The following is a 21832-nucleotide window of genomic DNA, read 5'->3' as shown; positions in this document are numbered from 1 at the left end:
GCATTGATTAAGAGATACTAGCTTCACTTGAAATAAGGTTAGATTAAGCTTTACCCCGCAGAGCAAGGCTCGAGAACCATTAATAGAGAAAAGGAAACTCATAATGAAATTTAAAAAACTGATAGTTGCAAGTTCGATTGTTGCAAGCACGATGATATCCAATTTTGCTTTTGCCGCAGAAAACATCAAAGTAGGTGTTTTACATTCACTCTCAGGCACCATGGCAATCAGTGAAACGACGCTAAAAGACACCGTACTAATGATGATAGCGGATCAAAACGCCAAAGGTGGCTTATTAGGTAAAAAAATCGAAGCGGTGGTTGTTGATCCTGCATCAAACTGGCCACTTTTTGCTGAAAAAGGACGTGAATTACTAGCCAAAGATAAAGTTGATGTTATTTTCGGAAGCTGGACTTCAGTTTCACGTAAATCAGTTTTACCCGTGCTTGAAGAATTGGACGGCTTAATGTTTTACCCTGTTCAATATGAAGGTGAAGAATCATCGCGCAATATATTTTACACTGGTGCCGCGCCAAATCAGCAAGCTATCCCCGCGGTTGATTACCTAATGAATGATATCGGTGCGAAACGTTGGGTATTATTAGGTACAGATTATGTCTATCCACGTACAACCAATAAAATTCTAGAAGCTTATCTATTATCTAAAGGCGTGAAACCTGAAGATATTATGGTGAACTACACTCCATTTGGCCATTCTGATTGGCAAAACATTGTTGCTGATGTGAAGAAATTTGGTTCTACAGGCAAAAAAACAGCGGTCGTTTCAACCATTAATGGTGATGCAAATATTCCTTTCTACAAAGAGCTCGGCAATCAAGGGGTTTCTGCTGAAGATATCCCAGTTATCGCGTTTTCTGTAGGTGAAGAAGAACTATCTGGTTTTGATACAACACCATTAGTCGGACATATGGCTGCTTGGAACTACTTTCAAAGCATTGATACAGAAGAAAATGAAGAATTTATCGCGAACTGGAAAAAATATATTGGTGATGACAAACGTGTCACAAATGATCCTATGGAAGCGACCTACATTGGTTTCAAAATGTGGGTAAAAGCAGTTGAGAAAGCGGGTACTACAGATGTTGATGCAGTAGAACAAGCGATGATTGGCATAGCAATACCTAACTTAACAGGTGGAATTGCCGTTATGAACAGCAACCATCATTTATCTAAACCTGTCTTTATCGGTGAAATTCAAGCGGACGGTCAGTTTGAAGTAGTTTGGTCGACACCCGACACGGTGATTGGTGATGCTTGGTCTAACTATCTACCAAGCTCGAAAGACCTTATCTCAGATTGGACGGCTCCGGTTAGCTGTGGCAACTTTAATATCAAAACAGCTAAATGTTCAGGTAAATAATAACAAATAGCTAATTGATTCAGTGGGCTTAGGCCCACTTTTTCATAACAGGAGAAAGGTTGATGAGTAAAAAAATATATTTAAAGACAGCTGCATTATTGCTGCTACTCCCAACAGCCGCAATGGCACATACCGGTGTTGCTGAACCAACCAGCTTTATGCATGGACTAAACCATCCCATAAGTGGCATGGATCACCTACTCGCCATGCTAGCTGTTGGACTTTGGGCCGTGCAACTCGGTGGAAAAGCGTTATGGGCAGTGCCTAGCAGCTTTGTTATTTTGATGGTAATCGGCGGTCTAATCGGTTTTTCAGGGGTGCAGATTCCTTTTATCGAGGTCGGTATATTAGCTTCTGTCTTGGTGCTCGGTGCTTTAATCGCAAGCGCATACAAATTACCCGTTACCTATAGTGCGTTGCTGGTCGGTATTTTTGCAATTTTCCACGGTGCAGCACACGGCGCTGAAATGCCAATTGAGGCTGCCGCGATGACTTATACGATTGGATTTGTACTTGCCACAGTATTACTCCACAGCACAGGTATCGCCTTTGGACAATTCTTTCAAAAAATAGCATTACACAAATTCAGCCGTTTTGCAGGCGGAGCCATTGCACTTGGCGGTCTTTACCTTGCCGTTTAAGACGACCAATAAAGTGCTCAATCAATAACTGGGAGATAAATATTCGCAGTTATTATGAATAATAAACACCTATTAAGGAAACTCCCATGTTGCGACTTTTTTCTCTATTGGTTTTCTGCTTAATGTCGTGGCATGTTGCAGCTGATGACCATCTTGCAACGGCAGGTAATGAGCAACAAGCTGAAACCACGCTAGCCAGCCTACTCAAACAATTACCAAACACAAAATTAAATAAGATGGCGCCTTTAATTAAAAAAATAGCAGCCACCTCAGCACCACAAGTACCGGCCATTTTAGAAACGTTACAAGCCGGCGAACTGTACTACTTAAAAGCTAATAAACAACTGGTACATGCACAACGAACCCAACACAAAAAATATGACTTAACCGATTTACTAAGTAATGCGCCACTGCCATCAGTAACGAGTTCAGCCATTAAAAAAGTTAGAACTAATAACAGAATTCGTAGACAAATAGGCGATCTGTTGTCCAATATGGAATTGAATGCAAAAGATCCCGCTATACGCTTAGAGGCGGTCAAACAACTATTAGACAGTCCCAACAAAGTCGGCATTAAAAGCGTTACCCTATTACACGATAACGAACCACAAAGTAAAATACGTGAACTAATGTCTGTCGTGTTAGCTGTTGAGCAGTTAAAAGCCGGCACCGAAGCTGAAAAACTAGCGGCAGTGAGCATATTAACAGGGCGTTTGGAGCCTGCAGTTAAAAACGCACTAGTGAAAGCGTTAGACAACTCAACCGCCTTATCAGATAAGAGCGAACTAACACGAGCATTAAGCCATGCTATCGATAAAATTGAACAGCAAGGCGATCTCTATCAAATAGCTGATCACCTCTTTTTTGGTTTAAGTTTAGGTTCGGTATTACTATTATCAGCCATTGGACTTGCAATTACTTTCGGCGTAATGGGTGTTATCAATATGGCACACGGCGAAATGATGATGCTCGGAGCCTATACGACTTATGTCATTCAGCAAACCTTCCCGACCCTAATTGAATATTCATTATTAATGGCTATTCCAGCAGCTTTTGTTGTCTCTGGCTTAGTCGGAATAATAATTGAACGTGGCGTGATACGGTTTCTAAAAGGTCGTCCTTTAGAAACACTATTAGCTACTTTTGGTATTAGTCTTATTTTGCAACAACTCGTTCGTACCATATTTTCTCCCTTAAATCGTCAAGTTGAGGCGCCTCAGTGGATGAGTGGATCACTGGACATAAACCCGATTTTTTCATTAACCTATAACCGTTTATATATTATTTTATTTGCCCTGATGGTGTTTTTCTCACTATTAATGATTTTAAAAAAATCCTCACTGGGCCTACACGTTCGCGCCGTTTCACAAAACCGCGATATGGCCCGCGCCTTAAGCATCAAAAGCTCATGGGTCGATGCGATAACCTTCGGTTTAGGCTCCGGTATTGCAGGTATTGCTGGTGTAGCCTTAAGTCAATTAACCAATGTTGGCCCTAACTTAGGACAGGCTTATATTATCGACTCCTTCCTGGTAGTGGTATTTGGTGGCGTAGGCAACTTATGGGGCACGTTGGTCGCGGCAATGACACTCGGTACCTTTAATAAATTCTTAGAACCCTCAATGGGCCCCGTTCTAGCCAATATTATTGTTCTAGTCGGCTTGATCCTGTTTATTCAAAAACGACCTAAGGGATTATTTCCGCAAAAAGGGAGAGCAGCAGAATAATGAATACTTTACTTAACTACCCGGTTTTAAAAAAACTCAGCAGCCTGCATTGGGTGATCGCAATTTTATTTGCCTCAACCCTTTATGTCACTGTCTGTAACCTGTTTTTTGCTGAAGGCACCCTGCTCCATGTCAGCGATTACACAGTCAGCCTATTAGGTAAATATCTCTGTTATGCCTTGCTCGCATTAGCTGTTGACTTAGTGTGGGGCTATTGCGGCATTCTTAGCCTTGGCCATGGTGCGTTTTTTGCACTCGGCGGTTATGCGATGGGTATGTATCTAATGCGTCAAATCGGTGATCGTGGGGTCTACGGAAACCCTGAATTGCCTGATTTTATGGTCTTTCTTAACTGGACGGAACTGCCATGGTACTGGGCAGGCTCAAATAACGTGCTATTTATGATAGTAATGGTATTTGTTGGCCCAGGATTGCTCGCCTATCTATTCGGTAGTTTAGCTTTCCGCTCACGGGTCAGCGGTGTCTATTTATCGATAATGACACAAGCGATGACCTATGCGCTGCTTCTCTCCTTCTTCCGAAATGAGATGGGCTTTGGCGGCAATAATGGCCTAACCGATTTTAAAGAAATATTTGCTTACTCCTTACAATCACCCGATACCAAATTAGCACTGTTTGTTGCCACCGCCATAGCACTGGCGGCGGGCTATGCAGTCAGTCACTTTATTATGAACTCCAAAATGGGCCGCGTGATCACCGCCATCCGCGACGCTGAAGACCGCGTTCGCTTTGTCGGTTACCAGCCAGCCCATTTTAAAGTATGGATTTTTGTTGTGTCGGCAATGCTTGCCGGTCTTGCTGGTGCACTCTATGTACCCCAAGTAGGCATTATTAATCCCGGTGAATTCTCCCCTCTTAACTCCATTGAAATTGTCATTTGGGTCGCAGTAGGTGGGCGTGGCACTCTTTATGGCGCACTTATTGGTGCAGTCGTCGTGAGCTATGCAAAAACGCGTTTTACCGCCATTATGCCCGAAGCTTGGTTATTTGCGTTGGGCGGATTATTTGTCTTATCCACACTATTGCTGCCTAAAGGTTTGGCTGGCCTGCTCGATAAATTACTTAATCAAATATCACCTAGGCAAACAGAGACAACTGCAAATGCAGAGAAGCCTGCCGCTGTGGAGGTTAAATAATGATAGTAGATAGCAAAGGCGCGCTACTAAGCTCTCAAGACTTAAATACTAAACATGGCATGATCTTATATGTTGAAGGTGTGAGCGTCAGCTTTGACGGTTTTAAAGCATTAAACGATCTCAATCTCTATATTAAAGATGGCGAATTACGTTGCCTGATTGGCGCTAATGGCGCAGGTAAAACCACCCTAATGGATGTGATCACAGGTAAAACACGGCCCGATAAGGGCAAAGTGAATTTTGGACAACAGATTGATCTTTTAACACTTAACGAATCCGAAATAGCCCGTGCCGGAATTGGCCGTAAATTTCAAAAACCCACGGTGTTTGAAGCGCTTAGCGTCTTCGAGAATATTGAACTTAGCCTATCAGGTGATAAAGGAATTTATAGCACGCTGTTTCATAAATTAAGCGGGGCACAAAAAGATAAAATAGAAGAGGTACTTTATACTATCGGGTTAATTGCAGAACGAAACTATCCGGCTGGGCGTCTTTCTCATGGACAAAAACAATGGTTAGAAATAGGTATGCTACTGGCTGCGGAACCACGCTTACTGTTGGTTGATGAACCCGTTGCCGGTATGACAGCACAAGAGACGGAACGTACCGCTGAACTATTAACATCATTAGCAGGCAAACACTCCGTGGTGGTCGTTGAACATGATATGGCTTTTGTGCGTTCAATTGCGCGCAAGGTCACTGTATTGCATGAGGGATCGGTTTTAGCAGAAGGCAGCATGGATGAAATCCAAGAAAATAGAGCTGTCCGAGAAGTTTATTTGGGTGAGGAGCAAGCTGAATTATGATTGAATTGAAATCAGTTGATCAAAAATATGGTGGCACACAGATCTTATGGGATCTTTCACTTAATATAAAAAAGGGATCGCGAACTTGTATTATGGGCCGTAACGGCGTTGGTAAAACAACGCTGCTAAAAACCATTATGGGATTGTTACCCATCAGTTCAGGCAGCTTAGTCATTAACGATCAAGATATGAGCAAAAGTCCGGTCGAAAAACGCCCTGAAATTGGTGTTGGGTATGTACCACAGGGTCGTCACATTTTCCCGCAACTGACCGTTGAGGAAAATTTAAAAATCAGTTTAAACTGCTTACGACAAAGCAGTAAAACAATTCCAGAGCATATTTATGATCTTTTCCCTGTATTAAAGGAGATGCTACATCGGCTTGGCGGTGATCTTTCTGGCGGACAACAACAACAACTTGCTATCGCTCGCGCCTTAGTGCTTAACCCTGATATCCTTATTTTAGATGAGCCCAATGAAGGGATCCAACCCAATATTGTGCAGTTGATACGTGATGTGTTACTCAAATTAAATAAAGAACAGGGCATGACCATTGTACTCGTTGAGCAAAAACTCCCCTTTGCCCGCGCGGTTGGCGAACAGTTCCATCTAATGCAAAAAGGGCAAGTAATCGCATCGGGTGAGATGCACGAATTAAGCGATCAACTTATTAGCCAATATCTCGCGGTCTAAGCAAATGACAAATACAATATTAACGACAAAGATAAACCCAGAAACGCGAATAAAACCACTGAAAAATCATTGGTTGGCTAATTTATCCTTAGAGTTTAGTGATACTCCTGTCGGTACACAACTTACCCGCACTCAACGTAAAGGGCCGTTATCAGTTCAGAAAGCCTTTTATCCAGAAGGCAAGGATTGCGCCCATATATACCTGCTGCATCCCCCCGCGGGGATTGTCTCTGGAGATGAACTACGCATTAGCGTCATGGTTAAAAAAAATGCCCATCTTTTATTTACAACCCCAGGTGCAGGCCGTTTTTATCGAGCCCGTCAGGATTTAAGCATTGGCGATTCTAAACAGACTCAAATTACCCAATTTGATCTTGCCGCGCAGGCTACATGTGAAAATTTCCCACAAGAAACCATCGTTTACGAAGGTGCCGATGGCTTTAATAGTGTCGATATCCACTTAACCAGTAGCACGGTTTATCTCGGCTGGGATATTACCTGCCTTGGGTTACCCGATTCGGCACAACCCTTTAGTCAGGGTAAATACAGCCAATTAAACCGCCTATTTTGTGACAACAAACTTATTTACCATGATCGCATCGCGCTCTCTCCAGAAAATCAGCTATTAAACAGTCCCGCCGGATTGGCTGGCAACACTGTTTTTGCAACATTTTTAGCCTATGCTCCCGCTCAGTTAACCGACATTGCGATGCGCAAAAAATTAGTTGAACAGCTTCGCGAGCAGATAAGCCAAGCTGAAGCGAGTGATAAAATCAGTATTACAGAGATCAACGGTTTATTGGTTATCCGTTATTTAGGGCAACATGCACAGCAATGCAAACGGCTATTTATCAGATTATGGCAATTATTGCGGCCGCAACTGATTAACAAAACGGCTATTCAACCCAGAATTTGGCACACCTAAAAAGGGAATATTATGGATCTGTTACCTAGAGAAAAAGACAAACTACTTATTTTTACAGCTGCATTATTAGCTGAACGGCGACTAAAGCGCGGCGTAAAACTTAATTATCCCGAAGCGATGGCTTATATTTCCATGGAAATTATGGAGGGGGCACGTGACGGTAAAAGTGTTGCCGAGATGATGGATTATGGGCGCACGCTGCTAACACGCGATCAAGTGATGGACGGCATCGCTGAACTGATTCCAGAAGTACAAGTAGAAGCGACCTTTGTTGATGGCACAAAACTAGTTACTGTCCATAACCCTATAATTTAATGGAGCAAGTTATGATCCCTGGGGAAATAAAAACAGATTCAGGTCTGCGCGAATTAAATGTTGGCTGCGCGCAATTTACTATCACCGTGGCCAATTCCGGTGATCGCCCTATTCAAGTTGGATCTCATTACCATTTTTATGAGGTCAACCCCGCCTTAAAATTTGATCGCGCTGCCTGTAAAGGCTATCGCCTAGATATCACATCAGGTACTGCGGTGCGATTTGAACCGGGACAACAAAGAGAAGTAACTTTAATCGCTTACCGAGGTAAGCGCCGCGTATTTGGCTTTCGCGCAGAAATTCAAGGGGATTTATAATTATGGCAACTATCGATAAACATGCTTATGCACATATGTTTGGTCCTACCGTTGGCGATCGGGTTCGTTTAGGTGACACTGATTTATGGCTAGAAGTTGAAAAAGATCACACTCAATATGGGGAAGAAGTTAAATTTGGCGGTGGGAAAGTGATCCGTGATGGCATGGGACAGAGCCAAGGCTCTTGCTATACAACGGTTGATACGGTGATCACCAATGCCCTTATTTTAGATCACTGGGGCATCGTTAAAGCCGATTTGGGGATTAAAGATGGCCGAATAGCGGTGATTGGTAAAGCGGGCAATCCCGATATTCAGGATAATATCGATATCGAAATTGGCCCCGGCACAGAAATAATCGCTGGTGAAGGACAAATTTTAACCGCTGGCGGCATTGATGCGCATATCCATTTTATCTGTCCTCAGCAAATCGAAGAAGCACTAATGTCCGGCGTTACCACCATGATAGGCGGCGGCACAGGACCGGCAACAGGTACTAAAGCGACCACTTGTACTCCCGGGCCTTGGCATATTCATAAGATGATTCAGGCGACCAACGATTTTGCCATGAACTTTGGCTTTTTAGGTAAAGGTAACACCAGTTTACCGTTAGCTTTAGAAGAACAAATTGAAGCCGGTGTTTGTGGCTTAAAACTGCATGAAGATTGGGGCACAACACCCGCGGCGATAGATAACTGTTTATCAGTTGCCGAGCGTTACGATGTACAAGTAGCAATTCATACGGACACCTTGAATGAATCGGGTTTTGTGGAAGATACCATGGGCGCATTTAAAGGACGTACGATTCATACCTACCACACTGAAGGTGCTGGCGGCGGTCATTCACCCGATATTATCCGCGCTTGTGGGGAGCCTAATGTACTACCCTCTTCAACTAATCCAACCCGCCCCTATACGGTTAATACCATCGATGAGCATCTAGATATGCTGATGGTCTGTCACCATTTGGATCCCTCAATTCCGGAAGATGTTGCCTTTGCCGATTCGCGTATTCGTAAAGAAAGTATTGCCGCTGAAGATATTCTCCATGACCTAGGAGCAATCAGCATGATCGCATCAGACTCACAGGCAATGGGCCGCGTTGGAGAGATGATCACCCGCACTTGGCAAACGGCTCATAAAATGAAACAGCAGCGAGGTCCATTAGCCCCCGATACCGAGCGCAATGATAACTTCAGATTAAAACGTTATATTGCCAAATACACCATCAATCCGGCTATCAGCCATGGTATCAGTCATGAAGTCGGATCCATTGAAGTGGGCAAACTTGCTGATCTAGTCTTATGGAAACCTGCTTTTTTTGGCATTAAACCTGCGATGATCATAAAATCAGGTTTTATCGCTGCCGCCCCCATGGGGGATGCAAATGCATCGATTCCAACACCGCAGCCGGTTTATTATCGTCCGATGTTTGGCTCCTTTGGTTTAGCAGCAGCAAAAACATCCATGACCTTTTTACCGCAAGTTGCCATTGATAAAAAAGTACCTGAACAAATCGGCATGACGCGTATGATCGGCGTTTGTAAAAATACCCGTGATATTGGTAAAAAAGATATGATCCACAATAACTGGCAACCCAAAATTGAAGTGGATGCTCAGACTTATGAAGTACGCGCCAATGGCGAACTATTAACCTGTGAACCAGCGGCTGAACTACCGTTAGCACAACGTTATTGCTTATTTTAGAAAACAGAGGTAGAAGATATGTTGCAGGTTTTTGAAAGACTTTCTCATACACACGACACAATCAATGATTCCATCACCTTAGATCACGATACGCGTAAAAAGTCGCGTATTAAAGGATGTACCGATCAAGGGGCTGATATCGCTATTTTTGTTGAACGTGGTCACCCACTACTGGTGGGTGAAATATTAAAAACAGAATGTGGCTTACTGATCGCAGTAAAAGGGGCAAAAGAAGCGGTTTCAACCGCGGTGGCGAACGATTGGCTAGCTTTTAGTAAAATTTGTTATCACTTGGGTAACCGCCATACAGCATTGCAAATCGGTGAACTATGGGTGCGTTTTAAGCCCGATCATGTTTTAGAAGCACTCGCTGAAAAATATGGATTGTCGATCAATCAAACGCCGGCTGTATTTGAACCTGAAAATGGCGCCTATGGGACATCAAAATCAGGCCATAGCCATGCCCATTAGTCACAGTGATCCGGTTAAACTTAATCGTTTATTACAGCTCTGCAGTGCTAACTTACCGGTTGGTGGCTTTTCATTTTCCCAAGGGCTGGAATATGCCGTTGAAATGGGCTGGATCAACGATCCAATAAGTTGCTTTAATTGGACATCACTCAATTTAAGCGAGTCGCTTGCCCGTACTGATATTGCCATTTTAAAACGTCTTTATAGTGCGCTGCAGCAAAATGAATTAGAAGAGTTTGCCTACTGGAACCAGCATCTGATCGCCTGTCGCGAAAGCAGCGAACTGCGCCTTGCGGATTTAGCCATGGGTAAAGCGATGGTTAGGCTATTAAGACAGTTAAACAATGTCGATAGCACAGCGTACAGTGAACTGTTTGCGCTAACTGAAATCAGTTTTGTCAGCGTTTTCGCAATCAGTGCTTATCTTTGTAAGCTTGATTTAAAGAGTGCTCAAAGTGGCTTCTGTTGGACCTATATAGATAATCAGGTCGCGGCTGCAACAAAACTTGTGCCCTTAGGGCAAACGCAAGCACAAAACCTATTATTTGATTTAAGCGAAAAAGTGGGTGAACTGATTGAGTTTGCCAATCAACTCGATAATAGTGAATTAGGCGGTAGTTTACCACGTCTTGCAATGGCGAGCGCTTGGCATGAAACTCAATACACGCGCTTATTTCGCTCTTAAAAGATGATTGATGTTCACTATTTATAATTTAGAAAATCTAACAAAAAGAGATCTATCATGAGAAAAAAACAACTGTTAAGAATTGGCGTCGGCGGCCCAGTCGGTTCAGGTAAAACCGCCCTACTCAGCGAATTATGCTTAGCGCTACGCAATAAATACGATATGGCGGTGGTCACTAATGATATTTATACTTATGAAGATGCTCAGTTTTTAACTCGCAACGGAGCACTCAGTGAAGATCGCATTATAGGCGTGGAAACAGGCGGTTGCCCACATACCGCTATTCGTGAAGATGCGTCAATGAATCTCGCTGCCATTGATGAGCTGCATGCGCGTCATCCTGGCCTAGACTTTGTTTTAGTTGAAAGCGGTGGTGATAACCTTAGCGCCACGTTTAGTCCGGAACTCTCCGACTTAACGTTATATGTGATTGATGTGTCTGCTGGCGATAAAATTCCACGTAAAGGCGGTCCCGGTATTACCAAATCAGATCTATTGATTATCAACAAGATTGATGTTGCAGATCTGGTCGGTGCATCACTAGACGTGATGGACAGAGATGCAAAAAAAATGCGTGGCGACAAGCCTTTTGTCTTTAGTAATATGAAAAGCAAACAGGGACTCGCTGATATTATTGCCTTTATTGAAAGCGAAGGGATGTTAACGATTGAGGGGTAATCACAGTAGATCATAGCAAACTTTTATGCCCCTAAAATATTTTTTAGTGGCACAGTTCCGTTAAACTGGCGGCTAATATTAGTGAGCCGCTCAACTAGCGAATCAGTCAATACACCTTAATTTATTTTTTTGGCGCTGTCTACGACAGCCTTTTTGCAAACAGAATCCTTTACTAAGGGGCTAAGGGCCGGCGATAAAGTAACGAGGCAAATGGAAGGTAGCGACAGTTATGATATCGAACAACGTTTATGAATTGAAAAAGAGCAAGATTATCGAGATGCGACTAGCACGGCAATGAGTATTGTCTCGCAAAAGAAATTCATTGATGAGTTATTTGAAATGTTAGAATAATGAATAAAACAGCCCCTGAGGGTGTCAATAAATTACTTTTTGTTGTAGATCTAAATATTTTCATTCTAAATCACATACTATCCATCACAGTAACTCAATTCATCTTCACTAAATTAAAAAGAGATTTTGCATATGAATAAGAAAGCCCTTTTGGCCTTAAGTATTAGCAGCGCATTATTAACCTCTTCTGTAAATGCGGCCAACAAAATAGCGGATGCCCGTGGTAATGCAATGGGCAATACAGGCGTTGCTTCGGCTGATTATCTGACAGCACCATTTTATAACCCCGCTCTAGGTGCCAGCTTTAGAGATGACGATGACTTTGCCATACTTGTCCCCGCTGTAGCCGCTTCTATCTATGATGTTGATGATAGTTTAACCACGCTTGATGATCTACAAACCGCGATTGAAGATTTTGAAAGTTCAGGTTCAACAAACGTCAATGCACTTAACCGGATCGATGGATACCTTGATGAGCTACAAGGCAATGCAGATCTAACCGTTACTGTGGGTCTTGGATTTGCTATCGCATTGCCAACCAAAGCCGTATCCACTAACTTATTTGCCCGTGGTTATATGGAAGTTGTGGCTGATATGGATATATCCGGCGATGTAAACCCCGTCAACCGTTACACTGACTCTACTGTGGATATGCTTGCATTTGGATATGCTGAAATGGGTTTATCTTTAGCCAAAGAATTCACCATTGCCAATGAAAAAGTCTCTTTCGGCATTACGCCTAAATACCAAAAAATGACAACCTATGCACAACGTGCCAGCGTGGAAGATTTTGATATTGAAGATTATGATAAAAGTGAAATAACAAAGAGTGCATTCAACGTGGACTTAGGTGCTATGTGGTATAAAGGTAATGTCCGGGCTGGCTTAGCAGTTAAAGATCTGTTCGCGCAAGAAATTGAAGCAAATAATAATAGAGGTTTAACGGATACTTATAAGTTAGACACACAAGTGACACTCGGTCTTGCTTATGTATCTGATTACTTTACTGCTGCGTTTGATGCTGATTTAACTAAGCAAACTCGTTTCCAAAATAGAGATGATGACACACAATTTCTCCGTGCTGGTATAGAAGGTAATGCATGGGGTTGGGCTCAGTTACGTGCAGGTTACGAAATTGATATGGAAGATACGCTTGATAACTCAATCACTGCCGGCATTGGTATCAGCCCATTTGATGTAGTAAGCCTTGATCTCGCAGGCGCTTATGCGGGAGATAATCAGTTTGCTGCTTCGGCTAATTTAGCGTTTACCTTTTAGTTAACTGAAAAAGTTCACAAGATGGGACTCTAAAGGTTTACCACTCAAGTCATACACGCAAGATTTGCTATTTGAGCAAAGGAACAAGGCCCTTTGCTCAAATAAACGACAAAGAGAATTTATTCTTTAAGATCTTCAATGGCAGACTCGGCATCCTTCATTGTTTCTTCAGTCTTTTTCTTGATATTCTGACCCAGCTCAGCGGCATCATCTGCCATCTCTGCACCTGCATCTTTGGCGTCTTCGACCAATTCTCCCACGCCGTCGCCAACCTCATCCGCAGCCTTAGTGGCAGCTTCTTTAGTAGAACTCATTGTATCAGATATCGCACTTTCCATTTTTTCAACGTCAGTCTTTTTATCAGCCTGCCCACAAGCAGCCAGTCCCAAAATAATGGCTGAAACGCCTACCAATTTAATCAAATTCATCACATGTTCCTTCTGAGTTATTAAAAAATACAATCGATGCTTATGTTAGTTTTCAAGTGTTCCCTCATTTTAAAACCGGGTATTTAAATCTATTATCTGAGCAACATCTTAATGACAACTAAAAACTTATTATCACTAATACTCGCTCAATAGCCCGTCCGCTTTCAAAAAGATAACCCAAGCAGAGTAATTTAGCATATTGCACGATGCCAATATACACAAGAAAAAAGATAAAACATAAGGTAAAAAAAGATAAAATAAAAATATAACGTTTGCTTGGGGATTACGGGTAGTGCATTTCCTATCCGTCATGTTGCTCGTCGTAATAGGTTTTATATTGCACCAAATTGATCCACAGCTTACGATTATCTAAATTAATTATGATTAAACTCTGACTAGTTATCCATGAAAATGGAGTTTTAACCTTTTAATAACAACACATTAAAATCACACAGTGGCTACTGGCAGGTTGTTTTTAGATTGGTCTGATTATTGCTTTATATAAATAAATACGTTGTCGAGGAGAGTATTTAATGTTCGCATCATTTATTAACAGGCATCAACTCGCTCACGATTTCATCACGGTAGCGAAAACACACTTTGTTCCTCTTGCTGAAACCATTATCGAGCAGCAGAGCCAACAGCTAAAAAGCCCGTTTTTTGTTGCTATAAATGGCTGTCAGGGCTCTGGAAAGTCAACTTTATCTGACTTTATTTGTGATTATATTAGCCATTACACTGATTTGAATATCATTGTGCTGTCTCTTGATGATTTTTATTTCTCACAGAAAATTCGCTCAGAATTAGCAAATACTATCCATCCTCTTCTAGCAACCCGTGGAGTGCCTGGCACTCACGATACCCAACATATCCAACAAATATTCACTCAGTTAGCAGAAGACCGTGGCACAGTTGCACTTCCCCGTTTTAATAAAGTAACAGATAACCCGTTCCCCATTGAGCAATGGCCAAAAGTTAATTTGCCTGTAGATATCGTTCTCTTTGAAGGATGGTGCTGGGGAGTCACGCCACAGGATGAACAAGCGTTAATTAAACCAGTAAATGACCTAGAGCAAGAGTTTGATACGCAAGGTTTATGGCGTAGCTTTGTTAACCAGACATTATCGACTGATTATCTCCCGCTCTATGACGAGATGGACTTCTGGGTATTACTGCAAGCCCCTTCATTTACTTGCGTTTATCAATGGCGTCTTGAACAAGAGCATAAACTAACCCTAAAAACAGACATTAAGGATCGCGATAGCCTAATGTCTGATCAACAAGTATTACAATTTATTCAATATTACCAACGCTTAACAGAGCATTGTTTAGCAACAATGGGCGAAGGTTGCGATCTCGTTTATTACCTAAATAAAGATCGCCAGATAGAACGAACCGTAACTAAAAAAAAGGACTAAAGATGCAAAAAAAAGCAATCGTCTTTACCGATTTAGATGGCACGTTACTTGACCATTATACTTATCAAACCGATGCGGCAGACGAAACGATCACCACACTTAAATTTAATAATATCCCGATTATTCCAAATAGTAGTAAAACTCAGCAAGAGATATTATTAATTCGAAAACAATTAAATTTGAATTCCCCCTTTATTATTGAAAATGGCGCCGCTGTTTATATCCCAGTAAATTATTTTAAAGTACCGCCTCAAGACACGCACTTAGAAAATGGTTTTTGGGTTAAATCATTCACTCAACCAAAAGAGCATTGGTTATCATTATTAAAGCAGCATGCTCAACATTTTCAGAATGATTTTCAAGGATTTTCACAATTAAGTGACACACAATTATCGGCGCTTACCGGGCTAAGTATTGATAAAGCAGCAATGGCAAAAATGCGTCAATACAGTGAACCACTTAACTGGCTAGGTTCCGCACAATCGCAAGTAGAATTTACTCAAAAAATGCGCGCATTAGGCGCGAATATTCTCCAAGGTGGTCGGTTCTTACATGTCAGTGGAAACTGCGACAAAGGTCAAGCTCAGCGCTGGTTAAGCGAGCAATATCAAAAAGAACACCCGCAAAAAGAGATCATAACAATCGCACTTGGTGATAGCAAAAATGACAATGCGATGCTTGAAGAAGCTACTATTGCTATCCAGATCCATTCTCCAGTGCATGATTTCCCTCGTTTAAAAAGGGAACATCAAGTATACCAGAGTCGCCAGGATGGCCCGGCAGGCTGGGCAGAATCACTACATAAAATTTTATTATCACCCTTAATTAATAAACTATAAAGGATACTTTCTTATGGCTGACTTTTATCAGAACGGTATTGTTACAACAATGCATAACTTGTCGCAACGTAGTAATAAAGATCTTGAACAAGAGTTACAACAATTTTCTAAAGCACGACCAATGGGACTGATTTTACCCTCGTTATTTTCAGAATTAGAGGGTGAGGCATTGCCTGCTATTGTCGATCATTTATGTGAAGTCCCCTACCTAACAGAAATTGTTATTGGGTTAGATCGAGCGACTGAAGCACAATTTCGTCATGCCTTGAAATTTTTCAAAAAACTGCCACAAAATCATCGCGTCTTATGGAATGAAGGCCCAAGATTACAAGCTTTAGATGCCAAACTGCAAAAACTCGGCGTCGCGCCTAAAGAACTCGGTAAAGGACGAAATGTTTGGTATTGCATGGGTTATACATTGGCATCAGGTAAAACTGAATCCGTCGCATTGCACGATTGCGACATTGTCACCTACGATCGTTCATTATTAGCTCGACTGATTTATCCAGTAGCCAACCCGCATTTCAACTACGAATTTTGTAAAGGATACTACGCACGTATCGCAGGTGGAAAAATAAATGGCCGAGTATCTCGCCTATTGGTTACGCCACTGGTTAAGGCATTAAAGAAAACCATCGGTCATAATGAATATTTAGAATTTATCGATAGCTTTCTCTACCCACTAGCAGGCGAGTTTTCCTTTAGAAAAGATGTGCTAACTGATTTACGCATTCCAAGTGATTGGGGGCTAGAAATTGGCGTTCTTTCGGAGATGCATCGTAACTATGCAAGTAATCGAACATGTCAGGTAGATATTGCTGATGCTTACGATCATAAACATCAAGATTTGTCTCTAGAAAATGTGGAAGCAGGTTTATCTAAAATGTCGGTTGATATTACCAAAGCATTTATTCGTAAATTGGCCACTCAGGGCGAAACCTTTACCAGCGAAACCATCCGTACTCTCAAGGCTACTTATTATCGTATCGCCCTTGATTATATAGAAATGTATCGCTGTGATGCCATGATGAACGGTTTGCAACTAGACATTCATAATGAAGAAAAAGCAGTTGAGATGTTTGCTGAAAATATCATGACGGCCGGTCAAATATTTTTAGATAAACCAATGGATACACCCTTTATTCCATCATGGAATCGGGTTATCAGTGCGATGCCAGATGTACTCGAACAACTTAAAGAAGCAGTCGAGCTAGATTACCAAGAGTTTAGTGAATAACGGACAAACTTATTTAACAACCTAGCCATCCCAATATAAATATTGTTCACACGATGGGATAGTTAGGTTATAAAAATAGTTAAGGGATAATTATGGTCGATTTAAATAAAACAAGTGAAGAGTTACAAGCATTACAAGCTAAATTGACTCAGCAGATTGAGTTGCAAGCATTGCAAGCAAAATTGACCCAGCAGATTGATTTCATTTATAAAGATGTTGATTCAAGCATTGATAGCACAGCGCTTGGCAATGAGTTAATTAAACTGATGCGTCTTAATGAAACGCTTTACAAACCCACCCCTTATGAAAACCATTGGTCTGAGAAAGACGTTATCATGATCACCTATGCTGACAGCGTCATGCAGCAACAGCAGAAACCCTTAGTGACTTTGCAAAATTTTATCGATACCTATATTGGTGAAAGCATTAATAGCGTGCATATACTGCCATTTTTTCCCTATAGCTCCGATGATGGCTTCTCGGTTATCGATTATTCCAGTGTCAATGAATCTGTTGGTGGTTGGCCGGAGATTAACGAAATTGCCAAGCATCGACGCTTAATGTCGGATCTTGTCATCAACCACTGTTCAAGTCGCAGTGCGTGGTTTCAGAATTTTATTAAAGGAGAAGGAATTGGCCATGACTTTTTCTACACGGCTTCACCTGATGATGATACGACTGATGTAGTGCGTCCAAGAACCTCTGCTTTGTTAAAAGAAACACCAACAGGCAAAGGCACGCAATATGTGTGGTGTACTTTTAGCCATGATCAAGTTGATTTTGATTTTAGAAATCCTGACGTACTGAAAAGTTTTGTGTCTATTATTCGCTTATACCTTGATATGGGAGTAAGTATATTTCGCTTTGATGCTGTTGCGTTTTTATGGAAAACCATTGGTAGCAGCTGCATTAACCTGCCACAAACCCACGAGGTGGTTCGCTTATTGAGAACCCTGATTGAACATGCCCAATCTGATGCCATTATTATTACCGAAACCAATGTCCCTAACACCCAAAATTTGACCTATTTTGGTAATGCTAATGAAGCGCATTCTATTTATAATTTCTCGTTGCCGCCTTTATTGATCAACACCTTAGTTACGGGTAACTGCTTATACCTAAAACGTTGGTTAATGAGCATGCCCCCTGCTCAGAATGGCACCTGTTATTTTAATTTCATTGCCTCCCATGACGGCATTGGTTTAAGACCAGCTGAAGGCTTACTCGATGATCAAGAACTAACCACTTTGGTTGAGACGATGCAAGCGTTTGGCGCTAAAATATCATGGCGTAGCGGCGAGTCTAACAAACAAAAAGCCTATGAAATTAATATCGCCTTATATGACGCCCTACAAGGTACGACCGCAGGTAAAGATAATCTCGGATTGCAACGATTTATTTGTGCTCATGCAATTATGTTTGCCCTTGAAGGCATTCCCGGTATTTATATTCATAGCCTGTTAGGTACGCGCAATGATTATGAAAAATATGAAAATAGCCAACAAAACAGAGCGATCAACCGCCACCGTTGGGATTATGATTTATTGCAGGAAAATCTTGGCGATCAAAATAACCATCACCATATCGTCTTATCATCACTTAAAAAGCTTCTGAGTATTCGCATCAGGCAACCCGCTTTTCATCCCAATGCAACTCAGTTTACGCTTCATTTAGGTTTACAACTTTTTGGTTTTTGGCGCCAAAGCATGGCTAGAAAACAAAGTATATTTTGTATCAGCAATATTACCAACGAAGACGTTGATCTATCACTTAATGGGCTAAACTTAGTATTGACAGATAGTTGGTTTGAATTGATTTCGGGTATAACCGTTGATCCTTTACAAGAAATGTTAACACTGCTTCCTTACCAAACGGTATGGATCAGTAATATACAATCTTGAGGCCATCAAAGATAAGAAGATAAAGATAAAATACTGAGATTTATATTCTCAGTATTTCTATTATTAGAAACTTTATTTAGTTACTGTTGTTTGTGTCAAAATGGTAAGTCACATTCACCACTGCGCGGTATTGAATATCATCACGAGATAGCGCAAATTTTTCAGCTTTTATTCCAGTTTGATCAACATCAATTAAATCCTTCTGCAATCCCATACCCCGCATTTAACGCTTCAGTTTTAGTGCTGTAATCGGCAGAGGAAAGCTTTACAGGATCCATTGTCGGCCCCTATTGGTGATTAATAAACAGTACAAATGGCAAGGTCAAAATAAAGAATCACCGATGCAACATATCCCCCCCCCTAAAGTTCAAATTTTATGTTTTATGTTTTATGTTTTATTGCTATTATCTCGCCATTATTAAATTATAATCAAAAAATGGACTTTACATGCGTAATTTAACAAAAGCGGCTTCCCTTACTTCCATGTTGTTATTAACGGGTTGTTGGGGAGGCTCCGACTCTTCTACAATACCCCCTGAATCTTCTTCCAATAAGGGCCCTGTCTTAGCGCAAATTACAACAAAACAGATCGAATCAGGTGATAGTTTTTCTTATCAACTTGTTGTTTCTGATCCCGATAATTCTTTCCCAAGCGATTTTACATTTGAAGTGATTAAAGGCCCTGAAGGCTTATCTATAGATGAAAACGGTGTGCTTTCATTTATTTCTTCGGCAACTGCATCGAAGAATAATTTGGTCACAATACAAGTTAAAGATGGTGGTGAAAATAATGCACAGCCAAGCCAAGTAACTTTTTCTTTACATGAATTATTTTACCTGACCGCTTCGGGTAACTTAATTAATTATTACACCAATCAAGCGATTAGCAATGGAGAGGTACAGTTATCAATAAATGGCGTGGTAATTAATAAAACAGTGTCTCAAGAAAATGGTGAGTTTTCATTAAAGTATTTAGATACATTAACTTACAGTAATGCCGTTATCTCTGCAGATGCACCGGGTTATGCAGAAGCATCAATCAGTTTGATTGGCTCTGAAATTGATAATACCGCTAATTTATACCTTCCTCCGATTCAAGCAGAAGTGATATTTAATGCCGCCGTGGAGAATGTGCTTAAAGTTAATGGATTCCCGTTGATTTTCCTCCCTGAAAATAGTTTTGTTGATGCCAATGGCGAAGTCGTCAGCGGCAATATAACCTCAGAATTATTTATTATTGACCCAACATTAGATATCGATCTGATGCCGGGTGAAATGATCACTCAAAGTGCCGAAGATCCAACTCAATCGGTACCCATTGAGTCTTTTGGTGCTATTGCAGCAACCTTTACCAATGAAACGGGTGAAACTTTACAACTTGGAGCGGATAAAACGGCTGAAATTCATATCCCTGTTTCAGGGGTAAATCCACCGAACACTATTCCACTATATTATTATGATGATATTAATGGTGTTTGGGTTGAAGAGGGAGAGGCTACGCTTATCAGTGATATAAGCGGTGATTATTACCTTGGTAAGGTTTCTCACTTTAGCACTTGGAATGCAGATCGTGTTTATGAAACGGTTAATATTAATGGCTGTGTTGAAGATATTGATGGTACAAGAATTGTCGATGCTCGCATTAGTACAGAAGGGCATGACTATAACGGCCGCTCAAATGCATTTTCTGATATTGGCGGTTATTTTACGGTGCCCGTAAAAACAAACAGCAGCATGTTTATTTCAGCAAGTAATAACCACCAGAGCCGAACTATCACCGTTACTACAGCCGCCACCAATTTTACAATGAATGAGTGCTTAGTTTTAGATAAAGCAACGTCTAAAATTGAATTAAAATGGGGGCTATCACCTACGGATTTAGATTCTCACTTTTACGGACCCAGTGCGAATGGTGAACGTTTTCATATAGCATATTACAACGACAGTGAAATTGTGAATGGTGTCAATATGTACCTTGATGTTGATGATATTAATAGTTATGGACCCGAAGTGATCACTATTCCAAAATATAACCTACCGGGCACGTATCAATACTTTGTTCACAACTTTTCTGGCGATGCTGATATTCAGCCTGCAGAAACACGAGTTGAGCTGATTATAAATGAACAACGAACTTCATTTACGCCACCTGATGGTGTAGCGCAAATTTGGTGGCATGTTTTTGATATTGAAGTGCAAGAAAGTGGAAGCATGACAGTAAATACGGTTAATACTTGGTCTCTTGAGCCAGATGATGGTGGCTCATTGGCGATAAGTTCACGCAACAAATATGTCAAAACAAGTATTAACGCATCAAAGCTGCACAGTAAATATTACGCTAAGTAAAGAAGCAAGCACCGAGTAATATCATGGCGATCGCACATATCTCTTGCTGCGATCGTTTTTTATCTGCAAAGAAGTCGATTACTCTCTTCCTTTATGCCTATTTTCTGGTGTTGAATAAGTACTTTTACAATAAAATAAAAACGCATGTAAAATTACATGCTTATGTAGATGACTCAGGTTATTTTTTGTAAAAAGATTAAAACCACTACCACGCACACTTCATGCGACTGCGAAACTGCGTTTCGGTTCGCATTCATTAACAGAGGCGCTACGCGCTACACAGAGAAAAAACTAAGAGACTAAAATATAAGATAATTATGTTTTTCTCTGTTTTCCCTCATTTTACTCTGCGGTGCAATTTTTTGACGTGTTTTCATCTTTTCCCATTTTTACCTGAGTTAAGTACATAACTCAAGTTTCGGGATTCAAAACAAACAATAAAACCCAAATAACTCGATGATTTTAAAGAGGTTGATGTCTCATTGTGGTAAAATACTTGTTAACTAGACAAAGGATAATACAACAAGAGACAT

Annotated in this window: 21 protein-coding genes; 19 read left to right on the top strand and 2 right to left on the bottom strand. The window is 41.1% G+C overall.

The features are described 5' to 3' along the window. Nucleotides 1-103 precede the first annotated feature (103 nt). The 14 genes from urtA (at nucleotide 104) to KSO91_RS00035 (ending at nucleotide 13130) form a co-directional block, all read left to right on the top strand. Nucleotides 104-1381, top strand: coding sequence for an urea ABC transporter substrate-binding protein (urtA, locus tag KSO91_RS00100; protein ID WP_238740091.1), 1278 nt, complete (start codon nucleotides 104-106; stop codon nucleotides 1379-1381). Nucleotides 1382-1443: 62 nt separating this feature from the next. Further along, a complete protein-coding gene (locus KSO91_RS00095; RefSeq protein WP_238740089.1) occupies nucleotides 1444-2022 on the top strand; it encodes a HupE/UreJ family protein in 579 nt (192 codons plus the stop codon). An 86-nt stretch (nucleotides 2023-2108) separates the two neighbouring features. After that, a complete protein-coding gene (gene urtB, locus KSO91_RS00090) occupies nucleotides 2109-3749 on the top strand; it encodes an urea ABC transporter permease subunit UrtB (RefSeq protein WP_238740087.1) in 1641 nt (546 codons plus the stop codon). After that, nucleotides 3749-4906: an urea ABC transporter permease subunit UrtC gene (gene urtC, locus KSO91_RS00085; RefSeq protein ID WP_238740085.1), complete on the top strand. Its 1158-nt coding sequence runs from the start codon at nucleotides 3749-3751 to the stop codon at nucleotides 4904-4906. The genes urtB and urtC overlap by 1 nt, the downstream gene beginning before the upstream one ends. Then, nucleotides 4906-5712, top strand: coding sequence for an urea ABC transporter ATP-binding protein UrtD (gene urtD, locus KSO91_RS00080; RefSeq protein ID WP_238740083.1), 807 nt, complete (start codon nucleotides 4906-4908; stop codon nucleotides 5710-5712). The genes urtC and urtD overlap by 1 nt, the downstream gene beginning before the upstream one ends. Beyond that, nucleotides 5709-6404 carry an urea ABC transporter ATP-binding subunit UrtE gene (urtE, locus tag KSO91_RS00075; protein ID WP_238740081.1) on the top strand — a complete coding sequence of 232 codons (696 nt, stop codon included), beginning with the start codon at nucleotides 5709-5711 and terminating at the stop codon, nucleotides 6402-6404. Before urtD ends, urtE begins: the two co-directional genes overlap by 4 nt. Before the next feature lie 4 nt (nucleotides 6405-6408). Further along, nucleotides 6409-7329 carry an urease accessory protein UreD gene (locus tag KSO91_RS00070; RefSeq protein WP_238740079.1) on the top strand — a complete coding sequence of 307 codons (921 nt, stop codon included), beginning with the start codon at nucleotides 6409-6411 and terminating at the stop codon, nucleotides 7327-7329. A 12-nt stretch (nucleotides 7330-7341) separates the two neighbouring features. Then, nucleotides 7342-7644, top strand: coding sequence for an urease subunit gamma (locus tag KSO91_RS00065; RefSeq protein WP_238740077.1), 303 nt, complete (start codon nucleotides 7342-7344; stop codon nucleotides 7642-7644). An 11-nt stretch (nucleotides 7645-7655) separates the two neighbouring features. Continuing rightward, entirely contained in the window at nucleotides 7656-7961 is a 306-nt protein-coding gene (locus tag KSO91_RS00060; RefSeq protein WP_238740075.1) for an urease subunit beta, read from the top strand. 2 nt (nucleotides 7962-7963) lie between these two features. Continuing rightward, entirely contained in the window at nucleotides 7964-9667 is a 1704-nt protein-coding gene (gene ureC, locus KSO91_RS00055) for an urease subunit alpha (protein WP_238740073.1), read from the top strand. 18 nt (nucleotides 9668-9685) lie between these two features. Beyond that, a complete protein-coding gene (locus KSO91_RS00050; protein WP_238740071.1) occupies nucleotides 9686-10138 on the top strand; it encodes an urease accessory protein UreE in 453 nt (150 codons plus the stop codon). Continuing rightward, a complete protein-coding gene (locus KSO91_RS00045) occupies nucleotides 10101-10823 on the top strand; it encodes an urease accessory protein UreF (RefSeq protein ID WP_238740069.1) in 723 nt (240 codons plus the stop codon). The genes KSO91_RS00050 and KSO91_RS00045 overlap by 38 nt, the downstream gene beginning before the upstream one ends. A 57-nt stretch (nucleotides 10824-10880) precedes the next feature. After that, nucleotides 10881-11501, top strand: coding sequence for an urease accessory protein UreG (ureG, locus tag KSO91_RS00040; RefSeq protein ID WP_238740067.1), 621 nt, complete (start codon nucleotides 10881-10883; stop codon nucleotides 11499-11501). Between the two features lie 483 nt (nucleotides 11502-11984). Further along, complete coding sequence (locus KSO91_RS00035) at nucleotides 11985-13130, top strand: conjugal transfer protein TraF (RefSeq protein WP_238740065.1); 1146 nt, start codon at nucleotides 11985-11987, stop codon at nucleotides 13128-13130. Nucleotides 13131-13249: 119 nt separating this feature from the next. On the opposite strand, the gene KSO91_RS00030 is transcribed toward KSO91_RS00035, so the two are convergent. Then, complete coding sequence (locus KSO91_RS00030) at nucleotides 13250-13552, bottom strand: hypothetical protein (protein ID WP_238740063.1); 303 nt, start codon at nucleotides 13550-13552, stop codon at nucleotides 13250-13252. Nucleotides 13553-14091: 539 nt separating this feature from the next. On the opposite strand from KSO91_RS00030, the gene KSO91_RS00025 reads away from it, so the two are divergent. The 4 genes from KSO91_RS00025 (at nucleotide 14092) to KSO91_RS00010 (ending at nucleotide 18953) form a co-directional block, all read left to right on the top strand. Continuing rightward, a complete protein-coding gene (locus KSO91_RS00025; protein WP_238740061.1) occupies nucleotides 14092-14976 on the top strand; it encodes a kinase in 885 nt (294 codons plus the stop codon). A gap of 2 nt (nucleotides 14977-14978) precedes the next feature. Then, nucleotides 14979-15815 carry an HAD-IIB family hydrolase gene (locus KSO91_RS00020; protein WP_238740059.1) on the top strand — a complete coding sequence of 279 codons (837 nt, stop codon included), beginning with the start codon at nucleotides 14979-14981 and terminating at the stop codon, nucleotides 15813-15815. Between the two features lie 13 nt (nucleotides 15816-15828). Then, nucleotides 15829-17052, top strand: coding sequence for a glycosyltransferase family protein (locus tag KSO91_RS00015; protein ID WP_238740057.1), 1224 nt, complete (start codon nucleotides 15829-15831; stop codon nucleotides 17050-17052). A 92-nt stretch (nucleotides 17053-17144) separates the two neighbouring features. Then, nucleotides 17145-18953: a sugar phosphorylase gene (locus tag KSO91_RS00010; RefSeq protein WP_238740055.1), complete on the top strand. Its 1809-nt coding sequence runs from the start codon at nucleotides 17145-17147 to the stop codon at nucleotides 18951-18953. A 76-nt stretch (nucleotides 18954-19029) separates the two neighbouring features. On the opposite strand, the gene KSO91_RS18040 is transcribed toward KSO91_RS00010, so the two are convergent. Next, nucleotides 19030-19167, bottom strand: coding sequence for a DUF3316 domain-containing protein (locus KSO91_RS18040; RefSeq protein WP_476705447.1), 138 nt, complete (start codon nucleotides 19165-19167; stop codon nucleotides 19030-19032). Between the two features lie 233 nt (nucleotides 19168-19400). On the opposite strand from KSO91_RS18040, the gene KSO91_RS00005 reads away from it, so the two are divergent. Further along, nucleotides 19401-21299 (top strand): YfaP family protein, encoded by a 1899-nt coding sequence (locus KSO91_RS00005; RefSeq protein ID WP_238740053.1) that lies wholly within the window; start codon nucleotides 19401-19403, stop codon nucleotides 21297-21299. Nucleotides 21300-21832 lie beyond the last annotated feature (533 nt).

The organism is Psychromonas antarctica (assembly GCF_022267535.1).
GTDB lineage: Bacteria > Pseudomonadota > Gammaproteobacteria > Enterobacterales > Psychromonadaceae > Psychromonas > Psychromonas antarctica.
The sequence above is the reverse complement of the archived record's forward strand: the minus strand, read 5'-3'. Positions and strand labels throughout refer to the sequence as shown.

What these genes read in the sequence shown, in the direction of transcription:
- ureG (WP_238740067.1), top strand. Translation starts at nt 10,881, where the DNA reads ATGAGAAAAAAACAACTGTTAAGAATTGGCGTCGGCGGCCCAGTCGGT.
- KSO91_RS00035 (WP_238740065.1), top strand. Translation starts at nt 11,985, where the DNA reads ATGAATAAGAAAGCCCTTTTGGCCTTAAGTATTAGCAGCGCATTATTA.
- urtB (WP_238740087.1), top strand. Translation starts at nt 2,109, where the DNA reads ATGTTGCGACTTTTTTCTCTATTGGTTTTCTGCTTAATGTCGTGGCAT.
- KSO91_RS00045 (WP_238740069.1), top strand. Translation starts at nt 10,101, where the DNA reads ATGGGACATCAAAATCAGGCCATAGCCATGCCCATTAGTCACAGTGAT.
- urtC (WP_238740085.1), top strand. Translation starts at nt 3,749, where the DNA reads ATGAATACTTTACTTAACTACCCGGTTTTAAAAAAACTCAGCAGCCTG.
- KSO91_RS00005 (WP_238740053.1), top strand. Translation starts at nt 19,401, where the DNA reads ATGCGTAATTTAACAAAAGCGGCTTCCCTTACTTCCATGTTGTTATTA.
- KSO91_RS00070 (WP_238740079.1), top strand. Translation starts at nt 6,409, where the DNA reads ATGACAAATACAATATTAACGACAAAGATAAACCCAGAAACGCGAATA.
- KSO91_RS00015 (WP_238740057.1), top strand. Translation starts at nt 15,829, where the DNA reads ATGGCTGACTTTTATCAGAACGGTATTGTTACAACAATGCATAACTTG.
- KSO91_RS00095 (WP_238740089.1), top strand. Translation starts at nt 1,444, where the DNA reads ATGAGTAAAAAAATATATTTAAAGACAGCTGCATTATTGCTGCTACTC.
- KSO91_RS00010 (WP_238740055.1), top strand. Translation starts at nt 17,145, where the DNA reads ATGGTCGATTTAAATAAAACAAGTGAAGAGTTACAAGCATTACAAGCT.
- urtE (WP_238740081.1), top strand. Translation starts at nt 5,709, where the DNA reads ATGATTGAATTGAAATCAGTTGATCAAAAATATGGTGGCACACAGATC.
- KSO91_RS18040 (WP_476705447.1), bottom strand. Translation starts at nt 19,167, where the DNA reads ATGGGATTGCAGAAGGATTTAATTGATGTTGATCAAACTGGAATAAAA.
- KSO91_RS00065 (WP_238740077.1), top strand. Translation starts at nt 7,342, where the DNA reads ATGGATCTGTTACCTAGAGAAAAAGACAAACTACTTATTTTTACAGCT.
- KSO91_RS00060 (WP_238740075.1), top strand. Translation starts at nt 7,656, where the DNA reads ATGATCCCTGGGGAAATAAAAACAGATTCAGGTCTGCGCGAATTAAAT.
- ureC (WP_238740073.1), top strand. Translation starts at nt 7,964, where the DNA reads ATGGCAACTATCGATAAACATGCTTATGCACATATGTTTGGTCCTACC.
- urtA (WP_238740091.1), top strand. Translation starts at nt 104, where the DNA reads ATGAAATTTAAAAAACTGATAGTTGCAAGTTCGATTGTTGCAAGCACG.
- urtD (WP_238740083.1), top strand. Translation starts at nt 4,906, where the DNA reads ATGATAGTAGATAGCAAAGGCGCGCTACTAAGCTCTCAAGACTTAAAT.
- KSO91_RS00025 (WP_238740061.1), top strand. Translation starts at nt 14,092, where the DNA reads ATGTTCGCATCATTTATTAACAGGCATCAACTCGCTCACGATTTCATC.
- KSO91_RS00050 (WP_238740071.1), top strand. Translation starts at nt 9,686, where the DNA reads ATGTTGCAGGTTTTTGAAAGACTTTCTCATACACACGACACAATCAAT.
- KSO91_RS00020 (WP_238740059.1), top strand. Translation starts at nt 14,979, where the DNA reads ATGCAAAAAAAAGCAATCGTCTTTACCGATTTAGATGGCACGTTACTT.